The 18,788-nt window shown below is 43.1% G+C and carries 20 protein-coding genes; 3 read left to right on the top strand and 17 right to left on the bottom strand.

What is annotated here, in order from left to right; translation table 11 throughout:
* Positions 1-205 precede the first annotated feature (205 nt).
* The 3 genes from thiI to pomA all read right to left on the bottom strand — a co-directional run bounded on the left by thiI (position 206) and on the right by pomA (position 3,650).
* On the bottom strand, positions 206-1,654 hold the full coding sequence (thiI, locus tag L4C33_RS04640; RefSeq protein ID WP_428811283.1) for a tRNA uracil 4-sulfurtransferase ThiI: 1,449 nt from the start codon (positions 1,652-1,654) through the stop codon (positions 206-208).
* A 269-nt stretch (positions 1,655-1,923) separates the two neighbouring features.
* On the bottom strand, positions 1,924-2,871 hold the full coding sequence (locus tag L4C33_RS04635) for a flagellar motor protein MotB (protein WP_428811282.1): 948 nt from the start codon (positions 2,869-2,871) through the stop codon (positions 1,924-1,926).
* Positions 2,872-2,885: 14 nt separating this feature from the next.
* Positions 2,886-3,650: a flagellar motor protein PomA gene (gene pomA / locus L4C33_RS04630; RefSeq protein WP_428811281.1), complete on the bottom strand. Its 765-nt coding sequence runs from the start codon at positions 3,648-3,650 to the stop codon at positions 2,886-2,888.
* 299 nt (positions 3,651-3,949) lie between these two features.
* Here pomA and xseB point away from each other — a divergent pair, with 299 nt between their 5' ends.
* The 3 genes from xseB to dxs are packed head-to-tail and all read left to right on the top strand — an operon-like array spanning position 3,950 to position 7,001.
* The gene (gene xseB, locus L4C33_RS04625; RefSeq protein ID WP_428811280.1) at positions 3,950-4,192 is read left to right on the top strand and encodes an exodeoxyribonuclease VII small subunit; all 243 of its coding nucleotides are present in this window, start codon (positions 3,950-3,952) and stop codon (positions 4,190-4,192) included.
* A 20-nt stretch (positions 4,193-4,212) separates the two neighbouring features.
* Positions 4,213-5,097 carry a (2E,6E)-farnesyl diphosphate synthase gene (gene ispA / locus L4C33_RS04620; RefSeq protein WP_428811279.1) on the top strand — a complete coding sequence of 295 codons (885 nt, stop codon included), beginning with the start codon at positions 4,213-4,215 and terminating at the stop codon, positions 5,095-5,097.
* Between the two features lie 20 nt (positions 5,098-5,117).
* Entirely contained in the window at positions 5,118-7,001 is a 1,884-nt protein-coding gene (gene dxs, locus L4C33_RS04615) for a 1-deoxy-D-xylulose-5-phosphate synthase (protein ID WP_428811278.1), read from the top strand.
* Positions 7,002-7,109: 108 nt separating this feature from the next.
* Here the strand turns inward: dxs and L4C33_RS04610 are convergent, their stop codons facing one another.
* From L4C33_RS04610 to gpt, 14 genes are all read right to left on the bottom strand, one after another.
* Complete coding sequence (locus tag L4C33_RS04610) at positions 7,110-7,469, bottom strand: putative quinol monooxygenase (RefSeq protein WP_428811277.1); 360 nt, start codon at positions 7,467-7,469, stop codon at positions 7,110-7,112.
* A 45-nt stretch (positions 7,470-7,514) separates the two neighbouring features.
* Positions 7,515-8,021 (bottom strand): phosphatidylglycerophosphatase A, encoded by a 507-nt coding sequence (gene pgpA / locus L4C33_RS04605; RefSeq protein ID WP_428811276.1) that lies wholly within the window; start codon positions 8,019-8,021, stop codon positions 7,515-7,517.
* A 2-nt stretch (positions 8,022-8,023) separates the two neighbouring features.
* Positions 8,024-8,992, bottom strand: a complete 969-nt coding sequence (gene thiL / locus L4C33_RS04600; RefSeq protein ID WP_428811275.1) for a thiamine-phosphate kinase — start codon at positions 8,990-8,992, stop codon at positions 8,024-8,026.
* Between the two features lie 110 nt (positions 8,993-9,102).
* Positions 9,103-9,570, bottom strand: a complete 468-nt coding sequence (gene nusB, locus L4C33_RS04595) for a transcription antitermination factor NusB (protein ID WP_137373508.1) — start codon at positions 9,568-9,570, stop codon at positions 9,103-9,105.
* Complete coding sequence (gene ribH / locus L4C33_RS04590; RefSeq protein WP_004741508.1) at positions 9,570-10,040, bottom strand: 6,7-dimethyl-8-ribityllumazine synthase; 471 nt, start codon at positions 10,038-10,040, stop codon at positions 9,570-9,572. Before ribH ends, nusB begins: the two co-directional genes overlap by 1 nt.
* Positions 10,041-10,234: 194 nt before the next feature.
* Positions 10,235-11,344 (bottom strand): bifunctional 3,4-dihydroxy-2-butanone-4-phosphate synthase/GTP cyclohydrolase II, encoded by a 1,110-nt coding sequence (gene ribBA / locus L4C33_RS04585; RefSeq protein ID WP_428811274.1) that lies wholly within the window; start codon positions 11,342-11,344, stop codon positions 10,235-10,237.
* A gap of 107 nt (positions 11,345-11,451) precedes the next feature.
* Complete coding sequence (locus tag L4C33_RS04580; RefSeq protein WP_428811273.1) at positions 11,452-12,108, bottom strand: riboflavin synthase; 657 nt, start codon at positions 12,106-12,108, stop codon at positions 11,452-11,454.
* Positions 12,109-12,135: 27 nt separating this feature from the next.
* Positions 12,136-13,218, bottom strand: coding sequence for a bifunctional diaminohydroxyphosphoribosylaminopyrimidine deaminase/5-amino-6-(5-phosphoribosylamino)uracil reductase RibD (ribD, locus tag L4C33_RS04575; protein WP_428811284.1), 1,083 nt, complete (start codon positions 13,216-13,218; stop codon positions 12,136-12,138).
* Positions 13,219-13,276: 58 nt separating this feature from the next.
* A complete protein-coding gene (gene nrdR / locus L4C33_RS04570; RefSeq protein WP_428811272.1) occupies positions 13,277-13,726 on the bottom strand; it encodes a transcriptional regulator NrdR in 450 nt (149 codons plus the stop codon).
* A 169-nt stretch (positions 13,727-13,895) separates the two neighbouring features.
* Complete coding sequence (locus L4C33_RS04565; protein WP_428811271.1) at positions 13,896-15,146, bottom strand: glutamate-5-semialdehyde dehydrogenase; 1,251 nt, start codon at positions 15,144-15,146, stop codon at positions 13,896-13,898.
* Between the two features lie 37 nt (positions 15,147-15,183).
* Complete coding sequence (gene proB, locus L4C33_RS04560; protein WP_428811270.1) at positions 15,184-16,368, bottom strand: glutamate 5-kinase; 1,185 nt, start codon at positions 16,366-16,368, stop codon at positions 15,184-15,186.
* Positions 16,369-16,465: 97 nt separating this feature from the next.
* Positions 16,466-16,855: a sigma factor-binding protein Crl gene (gene crl / locus L4C33_RS04555; protein ID WP_428811269.1), complete on the bottom strand. Its 390-nt coding sequence runs from the start codon at positions 16,853-16,855 to the stop codon at positions 16,466-16,468.
* 116 nt (positions 16,856-16,971) lie between these two features.
* Positions 16,972-18,219, bottom strand: a complete 1,248-nt coding sequence (gene frsA, locus L4C33_RS04550; protein WP_428811268.1) for an esterase FrsA — start codon at positions 18,217-18,219, stop codon at positions 16,972-16,974.
* A gap of 87 nt (positions 18,220-18,306) precedes the next feature.
* A complete protein-coding gene (gene gpt, locus L4C33_RS04545) occupies positions 18,307-18,771 on the bottom strand; it encodes a xanthine phosphoribosyltransferase (RefSeq protein ID WP_428811267.1) in 465 nt (154 codons plus the stop codon).
* Positions 18,772-18,788 lie beyond the last annotated feature (17 nt).

The following is an 18,788-nucleotide window of genomic DNA, read 5'->3' as shown; positions in this document are numbered from 1 at the left end:
AACATATACTTCCTGTATTTATTTTGTCCTGTCTGTCAAATTTTTTCGCACCGCCTTTATGGCGGTGTTTTTTTATCTGCACTATTAATCATTTATAAAAGTATCAATTAGGTACAAGCTATTCTTATCCGAGAATAAAAAAACCGCTCACTTTTCAGCGAACGGTTTTAGTTTTCTCAATGAGCTTATCTTTAAAGATTGGAACCTAAGGGCGATAAACTTTAACGTTAGCAAAGCCTTGCTCTTGTAAGTAAAGTGCTTGTAGGCGACTCATCACACCACGGTCACAGTACAACAAGTATTCTTTAGACTGGTCTAAATCACCAAACTTAGTCGAAAGCTTAAAGAAAGGAAGGTGCTGAACTTCTACACCATCAATTTCTAGTGGATTTTCGTCTTCTTCGTCTGGGCTACGAATATCTAAAACAATAGCATGCTCAGCCACAGCTTGAACTTGCTCCACTTCCGGTGCTTGTTCCTGGCTCTCTTTCTCAATGTCACGGATATCCATAACACGAGCGTTTTCGATCACTTGATCCAAAACTTCAAAGTTAAACTTAGCTTCTTCAGCTTCTAGTTTACCTTTCTTCGCTTTCACTGTCGGTTTCTTAGAGATAACACCACAGTACTCTGGCATTACTTTCGCGAAATCTTCAGTGCCGATAATACGAGACAGGTCGATGATGTCTTCTTTGTCCCAGTTAATCAGCGGGCGAAGGATCAAAGTATCCGTTACGTTATCGATGTGGCGCAGGTTAGTTAGCGTTTGGCTAGATACCTGACCAAGAGCTTCACCTGTTACTAGAGCTTCAATACCGAAACGCTCAGCAACCATGCCACCAGCACGCATAAACATACGCTTAAGAACAACGCCCATTTGGCCGTCTTCTACGTTCTCAAGGATCTCTGCAACTACTGGTTCAAAGTCGATAGAAATGAACTTCACCTTTGCAGATGAGCCATATTTATTCCATAAGTAGTGAGCGACTTGCTTAACGCCAATCTCGTGCGCAGGGCCACCAAGATTAAAGAAACAATAGTGAACCTTAGAGCCACGTTTGATGTGAAGGTAGCTTGAAACACCAGAATCAAAACCACCAGAGATCAAGCTCAATAGATCTTCTTGTGTACCAAGAGGGAAACCACCTAGGCCTTTGTGACGAGCAAGTACTTGGTTTAGCTTGTCGTTAGCAACTTCAACCTTAACCGTTACGTCCGGGTTCTTCAGTCTTACTTTCGCAGACTCTACAGCTTGGTTCAGACCGCCACCTACATAGCGCTCTAGTTCAATAGACGTAAAGTCGTGCTTACCACGACGTTTAGCGCGAACAGAGAAGGTCTTACCTTCGATATCAGCACGGCTACGCTCTAACACTTGCTCGTAAATATCGTGCAAGTCTTTAAATTCTGACTGCTGAACTTCTAGAGAGTGGTGAATACCCGGAGTCTGAGTCAAAGCCTCTAGCACWTCTGAGTAATACTGGTCACTTTCTGACGTCACTTCAATATGGTCACGACGGTTGAATACCGCAACACTTTCACAGCTACGCTGAATAACGTTACGGATATTACATTCTAGAATCCTTGTGAAGCGCTTACGCACCGATTCACTTTTTACAAAAATTTCCGGATGAGGCTTAACAATAAATTTCATAATACTTTCACAACCATAAGGTTCACAACAAATAAAGGATTCACCGCCGAGCGAGCAGGTATGACACACCGCTCTAGAAGCAGAATAGATCATTATCTAAATCTAAGGGCGCGAATTATACATGAGAAATACAAACAAGGAAAAGACTGCCTAACAGCGCAGTTTAATAAGTTAGCTGCTCACTCGATTATTCACCCCATTCTGCAATARATAGGCACAAAAAAGCCCAAGCACACTAAGTGGCTTGGGCTTTCAACATGATGGCTTAATCAAAGGCCAGGAACTGGAACTTCATCACTATAGATAGGCTCACCTTGCATAATACTGATTTCAACACGTCGATTTAAGCTGCGCTGTGTTTCCGTATCATTTGGCCCAAGCGGTTCAGTATCTGCCATACCTCTAACTCTCAATCTTTGATGAGAGAAACCTCTGACCTTTTCCATCTCTTGTGCAACTGAAACTGCTCGCTGAGAAGATAAGTCCCAATTTGAACGGTATAGCTCGGAGTCCAAACGTTGGTCATCCGTATGTCCAGAAATTCGAACAATACCCGGAACATCTCTCACCAACTCAGCTACCTGTCTAACAAGCGGTCGGAATTTAGGTTGTAAGAACGCTGACCCTGACGGGAATGCACCTTTCTCTCGAATACGAATAACAATTTGCTGACCAAGGTTTTCAACTTCAATTGCACCTTGATCGATTTCACGCTCCAAGGCTTTCTTGATGCTTTCCATCAAGGTTTCCATTTCTTGAGATTGTGCTTCAGCTTGCTGCTGTTGCATCTCAGACTCAGAGTTTTGATTATTTTTCGTCGACGTTTCAGGTGATTGACCACCAGTTAGTTTGCCTTCATCACGCTTAGTACCACCAGCTCGGTCTTCTTCCCCTTCATGGAATTCCAACGTCTGCTGAGTAATATCTATGGTTTGCTGCATGATCACATCAATGGGTGTCGGTTCAGGTCGTCCTGGACGAAACTCTTGCGCGATAATACTGGTACCTTTAGGAATATCTTTAACTTCCAATCGGTTTTGCACACCAAAAGCGAATTTCATCGAACCCGCGATTTGCTTAAATTTCAGTACATCCATTTCCGAGAACGAAAGCAGAAGTACGAAGAAACACATCAACAAAGACATCAAATCCGCAAACGTACCCATCCATAACGGGAGGCCGGGAGGTGGACATTTACAGGGAGTTTCTTCTTCCATTATCTATCACCTCTTTAATCAGCATCGCCTTCAAGGACACGACGACCTTCATTAAGGTAGTTTTTCAAGTAGCTATCAATAACACGTGGGTTTTGGCCATCTTGAATTGCCAATACACCATCCATGATCAAACGGCGATTTAGCGTTTCCTGATCACGACGCAACGCCAGTTTATCGGCGATAGGGAAGAAAACCATGTTTGAAAGAATCGCACCATAAAGCGTTGTTAAGAGTGCTACCGCCATTGCTGGACCAATCGATTTTGGATCATCCATGTTTGACAGCATCGCAACCAGACCAACAAGAGTACCGATCATCCCCATCGCTGGTGTTACATCACCAAAAGCACTGAATACTTTACCGCCCTGCTCATGACGCTCATCGGTCAGAGAGATGTCTTTTTGCAATGCCGCACGAACTACATCAGCATCATGGCCATCAACAAGTAAGTCGATGCCCTTTTGCATAAAGCTGTTAGTGATTTCCATTTCTTCTAGTGCAAGGAAGCCGCCTTTACGTGCCGCATCAGCCATTTCAACTACTTTTGCGATTAAATCTTCTGGTTCATCAGATTTAAATGCAAAAGCTTTACCGGCGATTTTTACGGCTCCGAAGAATTGCCCCATGGTGAATTTCATTAACACAACGAAAATTGAGCCACCGACCACGATAAGGATGGAGGTAACATCGATAAACATTGAAATACTGCCGCCAAGAATCATTGCCATGATTACAAAGGCAAACCCGCCAATTAGACCTAATAGGGTTGCTAAATCCACAAAGCACTCCTCATGCTGTTATGCGTCTTCTTTGAGAATAATATTCTTATCGGCCAGAGCCGAAGATCTTTTAGTGAAATCTTGAGGTTAGTATCAAACTTTTTGTGGCTACCAGCTTCATTTCAGATGCTAGCTTAACCCTAGTATCGCTCACTTTGGAGCGTTAAGTTGTAAATTCGGATAACACTTCTATATTTGACCGCCTTCTCAGCGATTTTCTGACAATTTTTATAGCTTAAATTTGACCATCTCAACGCCCTAAGGTAACGTTCGTTCATCTTTATTAACGCAGAATTATTATGGCGACTAAGAAACCTGAAAATATGTCTTTCGAGGCAGCAATTGAAGAACTTGATGGCTTGGTTGATCAACTAGAGAATGGTGATCTAGCCTTAGATGATGCGCTGAAAAAATTTGAGCGTGGTATTGCACTCGCTCGTGCTGGTCAAAGTAAACTAAGCGATGCAGAACAACGTGTCAGTATTCTATTACAGAATGATGAAAACGCAGAACTTAGTGACTTTAACCCACAATCAGAATAAATAATTGTATGAGATCCCCTATGATCGAGACTTTAACGTCTTATCAAGAACGTAATAACGACCAATTAAATCTATGGCTTGATCGCCTACCTCATCAAAACCAACCTCTTATTAACGCTATGCGTTATGGTTTGCTATTGGGAGGAAAACGCGCACGCCCATTTCTTGTTTATATTACAGGGGAAATGCTGGGATGCTCCAAAGAGTCGCTTGATACACCAGCTTCAGCGATTGAATGTATCCACGCTTACTCTTTGATACACGACGATCTCCCAGCAATGGATGACGACGCGCTACGTCGTGGTCACCCAACTTGCCACATTAAGTTTGATGAAGCGACAGCTGTATTAACCGGTGATGCTTTGCAAACACTCGCTTTTTCAATTATTGCTGAAGGTGGGTTAAGTGAACAAGGCGAGACCTGCCGAGTCAAAATGATTCAGCATTTAGCGGAAGCATCTGGCGCTCAAGGCATGTGTATTGGTCAAGCATTAGACCTAGCTGCAGAAAACCGCTTAGTGACCCTTGAAGAACTGGAAGAAATTCACCGCAATAAAACCGGTGCTCTAATGAAGTGTGCGATTCGTTTAGGAGCGTTAGCTGCTGGCGATAAGGGTGTGGAAATATTGCCACAACTCGACACATTTGCAGATGCAATCGGCTTAGCTTTCCAAGTCCAAGACGATATCCTCGATATCATCAGCGACACAGAGACTCTGGGTAAACCTCAAGGTTCTGACCAAGAATTAAACAAGAGTACCTATCCTTCTTTGCTAGGATTAGAGGGGGCTCAACAAAAAGCCCAAACTCTGTTAAAGGAAGCACTTCAAGCTTTAGACACAATCCCATACAATACCCAGTTACTCGAAGAGTTCGCCCGATACGTCATCGAGCGCAAGAACTAAGACAATAAGCGCGCCATACTATGACTCTTGATATATCAAAGTACCCAACACTTGCTTTGGCAGACATGCCAGAGGATTTGCGTCTACTTCCAAAAGAGACGCTGCCTACGCTATGTGACGAACTACGTCGCTACCTACTGAATTCTGTTAGTCAAACTAGTGGGCACTTAGCTTCTGGCCTGGGTACTGTTGAGCTTACCGTTGCTCTACACTACGTTTACAACACCCCATTTGACCAATTGGTCTGGGATGTTGGTCACCAAGCTTATCCACATAAGATCCTAACGGGTCGCCGCGAACGTTTATCGACTATCCGTCAAAAAGGTGGACTACATCCTTTCCCTTGGCGCGAAGAAAGTGAATTCGACACACTATCTGTCGGTCACTCTTCTACTTCTATCAGTGCTGCGCTTGGTATGGCGATCAGTGCTGAAAAAGAAGGTAAGAACCGTAAAGTCGTTAGCGTAATTGGCGACGGTGCAATCACTGCGGGCATGGCTTTTGAGGCAATGAACCACGCTGGTGATATTCACAACGATATGCTGGTCATTCTGAATGACAACGAGATGTCGATTTCAGAAAACGTTGGTGCACTGAACAACCATTTAGCTCAAGTGCTTTCTGGCAGCCTATACACGTCTATACGTGAGGGCGGCAAGAAAGTTCTTTCAGGTGTTCCACCAATCAAAGAATTAGTTCGTCGTACAGAAGAGCACTTAAAAGGCATGGTTGTTCCTGGCACTATGTTTGAAGAGCTCGGTTTCAATTACATTGGCCCTGTTGATGGTCATGATGTTAACGAACTCATCAAAACTCTGAAAAATATGCGTGAGCTGAAAGGTCCTCAGTTCCTACATATTATGACGAAGAAAGGCAAAGGCTACGAGCCTGCAGAGAAAGATCCAATTGGGTACCACGGCGTACCTAAATTCGATCCTGCACACTCCAGTTTGCCGAAAAGCAGCAACTCAAAGCCAACTTACTCAAAAATCTTTGGTGATTTTCTGTGTGATATGGCGGCTCAAGATCCAAAACTGATGGCGATTACACCCGCTATGCGTGAAGGTTCTGGCATGGTGCGCTTTTCCAAAGAATTCCCTAAGCAATACTTTGATGTCGCTATTGCAGAACAACACGCTGTGACACTAGCTACAGGCATGGCTATTGCTGGTGACAAGCCTATTGTCGCGATTTACTCAACGTTCCTACAGCGTGGCTACGATCAACTGATCCACGACGTCGCTATCATGGATTTACCAGTCATGTTCGCTATCGACCGTGCAGGGCTTGTTGGTGCTGATGGCCAAACTCACCAAGGTGCGTTTGATTTAAGCTTCATGCGCTGCATTCCAAATATGGTGATCATGGCGCCAAGTGACGAAAATGAATGTCGCCAAATGCTGTATACCGGCCATCAGCATACAGGCCCTAGTGCCGTTCGTTACCCTCGTGGTAGTGGTATGGGAACTGAAATTCAGCAAGAGTTTACCGCTCTAGAAATTGGTAAAGGTCGTGTGGTTCGCCAAAGTACGAAATCAAAAGATGGTAGCAAGGTTGCTATTCTAAGCTTTGGTACTTTCCTAGAAAGCGCTTTAGAAGCAGCGGATTCGATTGATGCTACAGTCGCTGATATGCGTTTTGTTAAGCCACTAGATGAGGCTTTGATTAAGCAATTAGCAGATGAGCACGATGTACTCGTTACCATCGAAGAAAACGCTATTGCAGGCGGCGCAGGTGCAGGTGTACTTGAATTCCTAATGCAAGAAAAGCTGTTAATGCCAGTTCTGAACCTTGGCCTGCCTGATAAATTTATCACTCAGGGAACTCAAGGCGAGTTGCATGAAGAGCTTGGCTTAGACGCAAAAGGCATTGAAAAATCAGTCTGTGATTATTTAGCTAAATAGATTAAATCTTATAGATAGCGCAGCAATTAAAAGTAACAGAAACAAAAAAGGTTGGCCCTGAGGCCAACCTTTTTTATTGCGTGCTTTAAAAACTAAACGTTAGCTAAATTAGCAGCAAGGCTTTAATACTGGCGCGTCGTAGTTTTCAGGTTCATCAGAGTAAATAGTTACATTAAACTTCTCAACTAAACCAGTTTCTTCAACACACTGCTCTTGGAAGAACTGTTGGATCTCTTTACGTTGGCAATGCGCTTCAAACGCTTCGTTGTCTGCCCAAATTTCGTTAAAGGCAATTGGAAAGCTCTCACCTTCAGCAAATGAACTTTGGATGTGACGAGTTACTGTGTACTGAATACAACCATCTTCACGTAACGTGTTTGGTTCTAGCGATTTTAAAACTTCAAAAAGCTCATTCAGCTTACCTTCTTTTGGCAAAAACTGAGCGATACAGTAAACCTTCTTAGACATTGTAATTCCTTATTTTATTTATCATTTAGCTCGCTTAATAGCGTATTAAACTAACCAACCCGCAAAGTGTGCCACAGCATAAAGTGCAATTGCCGCCATAATACCCGCGACAATATCATCAATCATAATACCTAAGCCGCCGTGAACACGCTTATCTAACCAACCAATTGGCCATGGCTTTACCATATCGAAAAAACGAAATAGAACAAAGCCTGTTAACAGCCATTTCCAATCATCAGCAGGGATTTTCAGCATCGGCACCAAGCTCATGGTGATCCAGAAACCTGCAAACTCATCCCAAACAATAGAACCGTGGTCGTGCACGCCCATATCATCGGAAGTCACCTGACAAATTTTAACGCCAACAATGCAAGTAATGACAACGATCGCGAGGTACACAGATAAAGGCAACTGAACAAGCAGCAAATAAAGTGGTACTGCTGCTAACGTCCCCATAGTGCCGGGAATAATCGGAGATAGTCCGCTACCAAAACCTGTCGCTAAAAAATGCCACGGGTTTTTAAGAGAGATAAGAGATAATGGGTTAGACATAGTTAAGCCTTAAAGTGATCGAAACCGTTTAAATCCCAATGTAACGGTTTGCTATTGTTATGTAATTCAAAATGTTCTTGAGGGCGAATTTGTCCAATACAAGTTACCTTGGTACCGGTATGGCTCAGAATGCTTTCCAACGAGCCTTTATTTTCTTCTGGTACCGTAAAGCACAACTCATACTCCTCGCCACTTGTTAATGCGTATTGTTGCGCCGCTTCTTGAGAGCCCACGAACTGCACCAACTCTTGGGATATTGGTAGCAGACTTACGTCAATACTCGCACCAACTTCCGAGCGGTTTAAAATATGCTTAAGATCAGCAATAACGCCGTCTGAAATATCAATAGCTGACGAAGCAATACCACATAAAGCTTGGCCGACTAATACACGTGGCGAGCTCATAAAATGACGCTCTTCCAATTCTGTCGCACAAGGTTTATTTCGGTTAGCTTCATCAAGTATAACGTCTAGCCCCGCTTTGCTATCACCCAGGTTACCCGTTACGTAGATCCAGTCGCCAATTTTTGCCCCATCACGTCTTAGTGCTTTATCTTCTGCGACAAAGCCTTGAACGGTCAAAGTAAGACTTAAAGGACCTTTGGTCGTATCCCCACCAATTAACTGAATACCAAAGTAATCAGCAAGCTTGAAGAAAGAGTCACAAAATGGTGCCAACCATTCTTCATCAACTTCAGGCATGGTTAACGCGAAAGAAACCCACGCAGGTGTTGCGCCCATAGCAGCTAGGTCACTAATGTTAGACGCTAACGCTTTATGTGCAACCCAACTAGGGCTCGCATTAGTAAGAAAGTGTGTGCCAGCAACCAATGTATCGGTGCTGATAGCAATATGGACATTGCTTGGTGCTTTGACTAAAGCACAATCATCGCCAGCAGCAAGGTGTACATCCTTGCGTTGAGGTTGTCGGTTAACAAAATATTTTTCAATTAAGTTAAATTCACCAGACATAATGTCAGTCCCTAGCTCTCTGTGTAGGTAAGTAAATGCTTATTTACTTAATTTTGGATACAAAAAAGGCCAGCAATTTAGCTGACCTTTTAAATTCAATATACGAAGGGTTACTTCTTACGTACGTGCGGTGCAGCTTTATCTAGCACACCGTTTACGAACTTATGGCTATCTTCTGCTGCGAATACTTTCGCTAGCTCGATAGCTTCATTGATAACCACTTTGTAAGGTACATCTTCACGACGAGTCATCTCGTACATTGCAAGACGTAGCAGAGCAAGTTCCATCAAATCCAAATCTTGCATAGGGCGAGATACGAATGGGCGAAGTTTGCTATCAAGTTCCATGTGGCTTAAAGCAACACCAGTCAGTAGGTCGCGGAAATATGCAACGTCTGTTTCTGGCATAGCTAGTGCAGGTTCTGCAGCATGATGCTCTTCTTCATCATACTTACCACCAGATAAGAACTGTTCTTCAACTGTGGCTACATTTTCTTTAGTAATTTGCCAAGAATAAATAGCTTGTAGAGCAAATTGACGTGCATTACGACGTGCGGCTGGTTTCACACTGGCCCCCATTAGGAATCGATTTCAGAAAGAACGTTGATCATCTCAAGTGCGCTTAGTGCAGCTTCTGCACCTTTATTACCAGCCTTGGTTCCTGCGCGTTCAATAGCTTGATCGATCGTATCAACAGTAAGAACACCAAATGCTACTGGTAGTGAGTACTCCAGAGACACTTGAGCCAAACCTTTATTGCATTCACTACAAACATAGTCGAAATGAGGCGTACCGCCACGGATTACTGTACCTAAAGATACAATCGCATCGAACTTACCAGTTTTAGCTACGCGTTGAGCTACTAGTGGAAGTTCCACTGCACCAGGGCAACGAACAACAGTGATGTTGTCTTCGCTTACTTGTCCATGACGCTTTAAAGTATCGATTGCACCAGAAAGTAGACTTTCGTTAATAAAACTGTTGAAACGAGCAATAACGATAGCAATTTTTGCATTTGGCGCTGGGAAGCCACCCTCGATCACTTTCATAAGCCTTCCTTTAACTATGTTCATCAAGTGAGAATCGCCGGATTCTAGCACAAAACTGTGAGCAATATCTAATGGATATTGAAGTTTATAGCTGTCAGCGTCTTGTCTCTTGAAATTATTATAAAAAATGGAAAAGGAAGCCCTGTGCTTCCTTTTTATCTAAATTGAAAAGCCAAAATGCTTTTCAATAATGTTTATTCACACACGTATTCAACCACATTCAAACCGAAACCACCAAGAGCATGGTAACGTTTTGAGCTAGAAGACAATAAGCGCATATCTGTCACGCCTAAATCAGCCAAAATTTGAGAGCCAACACCTACACGACGTGATGTACCTTGCTTCTTAGCCATAGTTGGAGCTTCACCTTTATCTTGAGCTTCAAAGGTTTTCACTTTATGAATAAGTGCATCTGAAGTTTCTTCGTTRCCTAAGATAACTAAAACACCACCCTCATCACCAATTCGCTTCATCGCTTTATCCAATGTCCAGCTGCGCTCTGTACCACGGTCAGAATGAAGTAGATCGGTAAACGTATCATGCAAGTGAACACGCACCAGCGGAGCTGCATTAGTAAGCTCGCCTTTTTGCATAGCGTAGTGAATTTGATTATCAATAGTGTCACGGAAAGTTACTAGCTCAAAATCACCAAACTCTGTAGGAAGGTGGCATTGAGCAACGCGCTCGATAGTCGTTTCAGTATTGTTACGGTATTCGATAAGGTCTGCAATCGTACCAAGCTTGATATCATGCTTTTCTGCGAAGACTTCTAGATCAGGACGACGAGCCATAGTGCCATCATCATTTAGGATCTCAACGATAACTGATGACGGGTCACAACCCGCTAGACGAGCTAAGTCACAACCAGCTTCCGTGTGACCTGCACGTGTCAGAACGCCACCTTCTTGAGCCGTTAGTGGAAAAATATGCCCCGGCTGAACTAGGTCGGCAGCTTTCGCATCTTTCGCAACTGCAGCTTGTACAGTGACAGCACGGTCAGAAGCAGAGATACCCGTTGTAACGCCTTCAGCAGCTTCAATAGAAACCGTAAAGTTAGTTGTGTATTGCGCGTTGTTGTCTTGCACCATTGGCGCTAAACCTAAACGGTCAGAGCGTTCTTTCGTCAGTGTTAAACAGATTAAGCCACGGCCAAACATAGCCATAAAGTTAATCGCTTCTGGCGTTACGTGCTCGGCAGCCATAATCAGATCGCCTTCATTCTCGCGATCTTCATCATCCATCAGGATAACCATTTTTCCTAGGCGAATGTCTTCAATAATTTCTTGAGGAGTACTAATTGGCATTGTTCTATATCCTTTGAAATGGTTCTGCTTCCTAGAACCGACACTATTTAAACCTGATGATATTGCTTAGCTTTACAAAGTGATGTGTTCAGTCTTTGTATTAGCGGTTAGGCAAAACCATTCTGCTGTAAGAATTCCATTGTCAGCTTAGACTCTGGTTGAGACTCTTCTTGCTGACCTTGAAGTAAGCGCTCCATGTATCGAGCTAGTACATCCACTTCAAGGTTCACTTTACGACCCACTTGGAACTGGTCGATAGTAGTTTCTGATGATGTATGAGGGACAATCGTCAGTTTGAATGCATTTTTACGAAGGTCATTCACTGTTAGGCTAATGCCATCAACCGTGATTGAACCTTTTTGTGCCACGTATTTAGACAAGTCTGCAGGCATATCAATCCAAAATTCAATTGAACGTCCCACTTGGTTGCGTTCAACAATTTCGCCCACACCATCGACGTGACCTGATACGATATGACCACCAAAGCGAGTCGTGGGTAGCATTGCCTTTTCTAGGTTTACTTTATCGCCCGCTTGGTAATCAATGAAACCCGTTCGCTTAAGTGTCTCTAGTGACAAGTCAGCACTGTAGCTACTGTCATTAAATTCCACCACGGTTAAACACACACCATTGGTTGCGATACTGTCACCTAGCTTAACATCAGACATATCTAAGTTTTCAGCGTTAACGGTTATGGTAATGTCTTCTCCTTGAGGAGAAATCGCTTTTAGTGTACCTACCGCTTCTACAATTCCTGTAAACATCTTATAACTCTTATTTATTTTCTGACGCTAGTCTTCGTGATTGATAAAGACTGGCTGAGCAACGATACGAATGTCCTGCCCTACTTGGCGAACATCCTGAATTTTCAAATCGATAACGTCTGACATATCCGACAAACCTAAAGAGCCCATCAAGCCTCGGCCATCGCTGCCCATTAATTTAGGCGCAAGGTAAATGACTAATTCGTCAACTAACTGCGATTTCATCAAGCTACTTGCCAACGTCGCACCCGCTTCAACCCAAATATGATCAATATGGTGAGAAGGCAATTGAGACAATAATTCACTTAAATCGAGCTGACCATCAGTATCTAGTGATACGTTAATATCCGCATTTTCTTCTGCCACTTTAAGAACAGGCGCAGCCGATTGGTAAAGTTTTAGGTCGCTATGCAGTTTGTTCTGTCTATCCAAAATGATACGTGTTGGCTGGCGTAATGTCTCTGCAGGGTTATTAGCCTTTAAGCTTTCAGGTAACTCTGACCAACGAACATTTAATGACGCATCATCTTCAATAACGGTTTGACTGGTGGATAAGATCGCACCTGATTGAGCACGGTATCGTTGAACATCTTGACGAGCTTCTTTTGATGTAATCCACTGGCTTTTGCCATTACTTAGTGCTGTTTGACCATCTAGGCTCGCAGCCATTTTTAGTTGTACAAACGGCTTACCTGTTTGCATTCTTTTAATGAATGCTGGGTTCAGTGCAATAGCATCTTGCTCTAACAAACCTACTTCTACTTCAATTCCGGCGTCACGCAGCATATTAATACCGCGCCCCGCGACCTTCGGATTTGGGTCTTGCATTGCACAAATAACTTTAGCCACTTTGGCATTAATCAAGCCTTCAGCACAAGGGGGAGTTCGGCCATAATGCGAGCAAGGCTCTAACGTAACATAAGCGGTTGCGCCTTCAGTTCGACCTTCTGCCATACGCATCGCGTGAACTTCAGCATGTGGCTCGCCTGCTTTGTGGTGATACCCTTCACCGACTATCTCACCGTCTTTTACAATGACACAGCCAACATTCGGGTTAGGCGCAGTAGTGTAGATGCCACGCTTAGCTAAAAGAATCGCTTGCGACATCATTTTGGAATCAAAGGAAGTAAATTTAGACATGGGGACATTCATTTATTTATCGAGCCAGTTAATCTTCTAACTTGGCAATTTCTTCACCAAATTCTCGAATATCTTCAAAACTGCGATACACAGATGCAAAGCGGATATACGCGACTTTATCGAGTTCTTTTAGTTGATCCATAACTAGGTTTCCAATCATTTCTGTTGGAACTTCACGCTCACCAGTAGCGCGTAACTGAGATTTGATAGTACTAATTGATAATTCAATTGAGTCAGCACTCACTGGGCGTTTTTCTAAAGCGCGTTGAAGCCCACCGACCATTTTTTCTTCATTAAATGGTTCGCGGTTTCCATTAGACTTAATCACCTTAGGCATGACTAACTCTGCCGATTCAAACGTTGTAAAACGCTCACTACACGCTAAGCATTGGCGACGACGACGTACTTGGTGCCCATCAGCAACAAGTCTTGAATCTATTACTTTAGTGTCGTTCTCAGAACAAAAAGGACAATGCATATCACCTCCAAACAGTTGTTAACAGTGTAACGGAATTGCCAAACGTTAGGAAAGAAAAAGGGCCTTTTAAGGCCCTTTACTATCATTACTCATCAAGATTTGTTAACTACTCACATATTTCGTAGTTCATTGGAAATCTGATGGCTAGTTATCATTCACAACACATGCATTAGCTGCGAATTAGATAGTCTGCTTTACCGACCCATTTATAACTTGTTAACTCTCCCAGCCCCATAGGGCCGCGAGCATGTAGCTTTTGCGTTGATACAGCAACTTCAGCCCCTAAGCCAAACTGAGCACCATCTGTAAAGCGAGTTGAAGCATTCACATATACCGCTGCAGAACCGACTGAATTAATGAATAACTCTGAGCTTTGAAGACTATTCGTCATGATTGCATCTGAGTGGCTCGCATTGTGAATGCGCATATGGTCTACAGCATCACGTACGTCACGCACAACTTTCACGCCTAGCGTGTAACTTAGCCATTCGGTATCAAAGTCACCTTCCACCGCATCACGTTGGTCTTCAAAACCAGCTAATAACGTTTTAGCACTGTTATCAGTAACTAGGGTTACTTTTCCTACTAAACGTTCTGCTAGTTTAGGCAAGAATTGAGATGCTACCGCTTCGTGAACCAATAACGTATCTAACGAGTTACACGCAGAAGGACGCTGAACTTTTGAGTTCTCTACAACGTCTAGCGATTTATCCAAATCTGCACTTTCATCAACAAAAATATGGCTAATACCGAAACCACCGATGATCACAGGGATAGTACTGTTCTCTTTACACATTTTGTGTAAACCAGCACCGCCACGCGGGATAATCATATCAACGTAATCAYCTAGCTTCAGAAGTTGAGATACTAATTCACGGTCAGGCTTTTCGATGTACTGAACAGAAGCCGCTGGTAGCTCAGCTTTCTCTAATGCAGATTGAATTACTTTTACCAATTCCATATTAGAGAAGAATGTCTCTTTACCGCCACGAAGAATACTTGCGTTGCCCGTTTTTAGGCAGAGTGCTGCGATATCAATCGTCACATTAGGACGAGCTTCGTAAATCACACCAACTACACCAAGAGGTACACGGCGACGTGATAAAGACATACCATTTTCTAGAACTTTACTATCAATTTCGCTGCCAACAGGATCGTTCAAGCTGATAACGTTACGAACGTCGTTAGCAATACCCGACAAACGCTCTTCATTCAGTAATAGGCGATCAAGCAACGCTTCCGTTAAGCCCGCTTCTCGGCCAAGTTCGATATCTTTTGCGTTCGCCGCCAGAATATCTTTTGAATTCGCTTCAAGTTCATCCGCAATAATTGCCAATGCTTGGTTTTTCTGCGCTGTCGATGCAGTCGCTAGGTGAAATGCAGCTTCTTTTGCTGCTTTACCCATGTTGGTTAAATCCACGTTTAACTCTCCCTAAATCTTTTTAATATTGTTGAATCTATTCTTGGATAACCACGAGATCATCTCGGTGAATCACCTCTGAGCCATAGTCATAACCCAAGATTGCACCAATATCTTTACTGTGTTTTCCGACAATTTTCGCCAAGTCTTGGCTAGAGTAGCTAGAAATACCACGCGCAATAACCTTTCCTTGGCTATCGGTAATACGGGTAACATCGCCACGTGAAAATTGACCACTAATTTTGGTTAGGCCTTTCGCAAGTAAGCTGCTGCCTTTATTGATAACCGCATTAACCGCGCCATCATCAATCGTAATATCGCCAACGGCGGCTGGGCCAGCTAGGATCCAACGCTTACGATTTTCAAGTGCTTCTTCTAATGGTAAGAAGCGCGTACCTTGTGGGTCATCACTTAATGAGTCAAACACCACGTTTTCAGCACTACCTGCAGCAATAATGACTTCAATACCTGCGCGGCGAGCAATATCTGCAGCTTGCAGTTTTGTCGCCATACCACCAGTACCTAACGTAGTACCGCTATCGCCTGCAATTTTACGCAAGGTATCGTCGATTGTTTTAACTTCTTTAATTAACTCAGCATTCGGATCTTTTCTTGGATCGGCTGTAAAGAGACCTTTTTGGTCAGTTAATAGTAGTAATTTGTCTGCACCACATAAAATGCCCACTAATGCCGACAAATTATCGTTATCACCAACTTTGATTTCGCTCGTTGCTACAGCGTCGTTTTCATTAACGATCGGAATAATATCGTTCTCGACAAGCGCATTTATCGTGTCTCGTGCATTGAGGAAGCGCTCTCGGTCATCAAGATCGGCGCGAGTTAGCAACATTTGACCTATTTTAAGGCCATAAATAGCAAACAAAGACTCCCAAGCTTGAATCAATTGGCTTTGGCCGACGGCCGCTAGTAATTGCTTACTTGCCATTGAATTGGGGAGTGCGGGGTAACCGAGGTGCTCACGTCCGGCAGCAATTGCACCAGACGAAACCATGACCACTGAATGGCCTTGTTTTTTTAATTCAGCACATTGACGTACAAGCTCTACCATATGAGCTCGATCTAACGCCAAAGTTCCACCAGTTAAGACACTGGTACCCAGTTTTACAACAACAGTTTTGGCCTGCATTGTGGTCCCGCTTTGATGATTGGATTTCATGAAGTCTTTTATGAAAAAAACAATTAAGAAATGATGTTTTAGCAATCAACACGGGAATTCACAAGCAGAAAAGGTGCTATTTAGCACCTTTTTATACGTTTGATGGGAATACAGCTAGAAATACTAGCTTTTTAGGTCGAAATCAGACGAATTCAACCGACTCTTCATCAAGAGTCACATCAATTTCAAATTGAGTAGACAGTAGGTCAACCAACTTCTGGTGGAACGCTTCCTGCGTACGATTGATTTCCTCAACAGCCTTTTTAGGTAAGGTTTGAGAGTCCCAATCACCAGCTAAGTTGTACTTACCGATATTGTATTTTGCTGAAAAACCTTCTTCAGACTTATCCAGCTCAAGCCACCACCCCCAAAACTCTCGTTCTTCAGGTGACTTTTTGTCGTTTACACAAACAGATAAACAATCAAAAATATAATGCCCTTCTTCGGACTGAGGTTCACGAAGGTAAGGACCAATAGCTTTTAGCGCAGACAACAAACGATAATGAGTAGGTTTTTTTGCCACTTCTGACATATTGAATCTCCATTTCAATGTTAAGAATGACGAACCTTGGTAGTAGTTATGTTTTTCACCAAGGATCATATACTTATAGCATATGAATATCATGCTTAACTAATTTAGGAGAAATGTCACCTAAATAATTCTTCCTCTAGCCACTTTATAGCCAAATCGAGGGATTGCTCATATCCCTTACTGATCGACTTTGCATTAATTTTCTTAGCTTTACCGTATTGGCTAAACATCGCCGCCAATCGATTGTCACTATGAGGAGAAATAGGATCGCCTTCTAATGAGAGTGCAAGAACTGGCACTTGAGTTTTACTGTTCGACAATAAACCTTGTACTTTCAGCGACCACGCCATCATTTGCCCTGAAAGGCTATTTATATCAACAGGGGCTTTACCCAAGCGAGATGACAAAACATCTAAGTACATCTTAGGCATGGCCTTTAATTTTTTAGGGCTAGCCAATACATCATGGATCGGGGCACCTAATGAAACACACGCTTTAACTTTTTTCTGCTCAAGAAAAGAAAGGCGTACCATCGCATTGCCACCAAAACGAAAACCAAATAACCCCACTTTGAATTGATCAACCCAAGGAATATTGGGTAAATCATCAAGTACCGCCTGGTGTAAACACGATGAGTCTTCGGTTAAATTCCAATGAGAACTGTGCCCCACAGAAGGCATGTCAACGGTTAGCATAGCTATCCCTTTAGGAGCCAAATAGTCCCTAAACAAACGCCACATGTCCGTTTGTAGACTGTCTAAACCAGCACTAACAATCACGACAGGTTGTGGTTTTGAGGTGTCCGTTAAATGGATATGAGCTCTGATTTTTTTGTTCTTGTAAGGAATATCAAGCTTTTTGATAACAAAGCCTGTCCGCTCGCTCGCCTCTTCATAGGCTGAATTAGCCAAGACTTGTGCTTGGGCTGCTAGGCTGTCATTTTTTAAGTGCGGATAACCAGCGATACTAAAACACAGTGATGCAGAAAATAACTCGTTCGCAGCATCCTCTCCCACGAGATCATTCGATTTCTTCTGGTGCTGCATGCCTAATTTGGTCCACTCATAGGCCCAGTTACCAGACCGATACCCCATAACTGTATCTAGCCATTCATCCGTCGTACGGGAGTTCTTTGAAGATGCAATACGTGAAAGTACCGCCTCTTGTTCGATAGGATCAACACCTTGCCAAATCCATTGAAAGCGACGCAAGTTACGATACCAAGATTGATTATCTTGCTCACGCTTCTCATCAAGTAGAGCTTCCGAAGTCGGCATATAATGAGTAAGCATCGAGGTTTCTTTCGCTTGTTTGTGTTTTACAAATAGCGTTTCAGAAAGGTTATTGCTGGTTTCTTCAGGCATGGGCTTTTTTAAATTGGGTGTTTGTTCTAATAGTATAAAAAAAAATGCCCCTATAAAGGGGCATTTTCAATAAATAATAACTCGCGCTTACTTTTGCTTGCGGTTGATTGGCTCAACGAAGCTTAAGCTAGTATCCCATGGTTGCTCAATCCAAGTGTCTTGTGCGATATCTACAACGTAGTCGTCAAGTAAATCAGCACCAGATGGCTTAGCACATACAGCGATTAGCTTCGCTTTAGGGTACATTTCACGTAGTTTACGTGCTGTGTCACCACTATCTACAAGGTCTTCAACGATAAGGAAGCCTTCGCCATCACCTTCAGGAGCTTTAACTACTGTCATGTCACGTTGGTGATCGTGGTCGTAGCTTGAGATACAAATTGTATCTACGTGGCGAATACCTAGCTCACGAGCCAGGATAGCGCCAGGAACCAAGCCACCACGACTTACAGCCCAGATACCTTTCCACTGCTCAGCTGGCATTTGCTTTTCAGCTAGTTGGCGACAGTATGCTTGCATGTTGTCCCAAGAGATGATGAATTTAGTCGTCATAGTATAAAACCTAATAG

The sequence above is a fragment of the Vibrio makurazakiensis genome (assembly GCF_050337375.1).
Lineage (GTDB): Bacteria > Pseudomonadota > Gammaproteobacteria > Enterobacterales > Vibrionaceae > Vibrio > Vibrio makurazakiensis.
The sequence above is the reverse complement of the archived record's forward strand: the minus strand, read 5'-3'. Positions and strand labels throughout refer to the sequence as shown.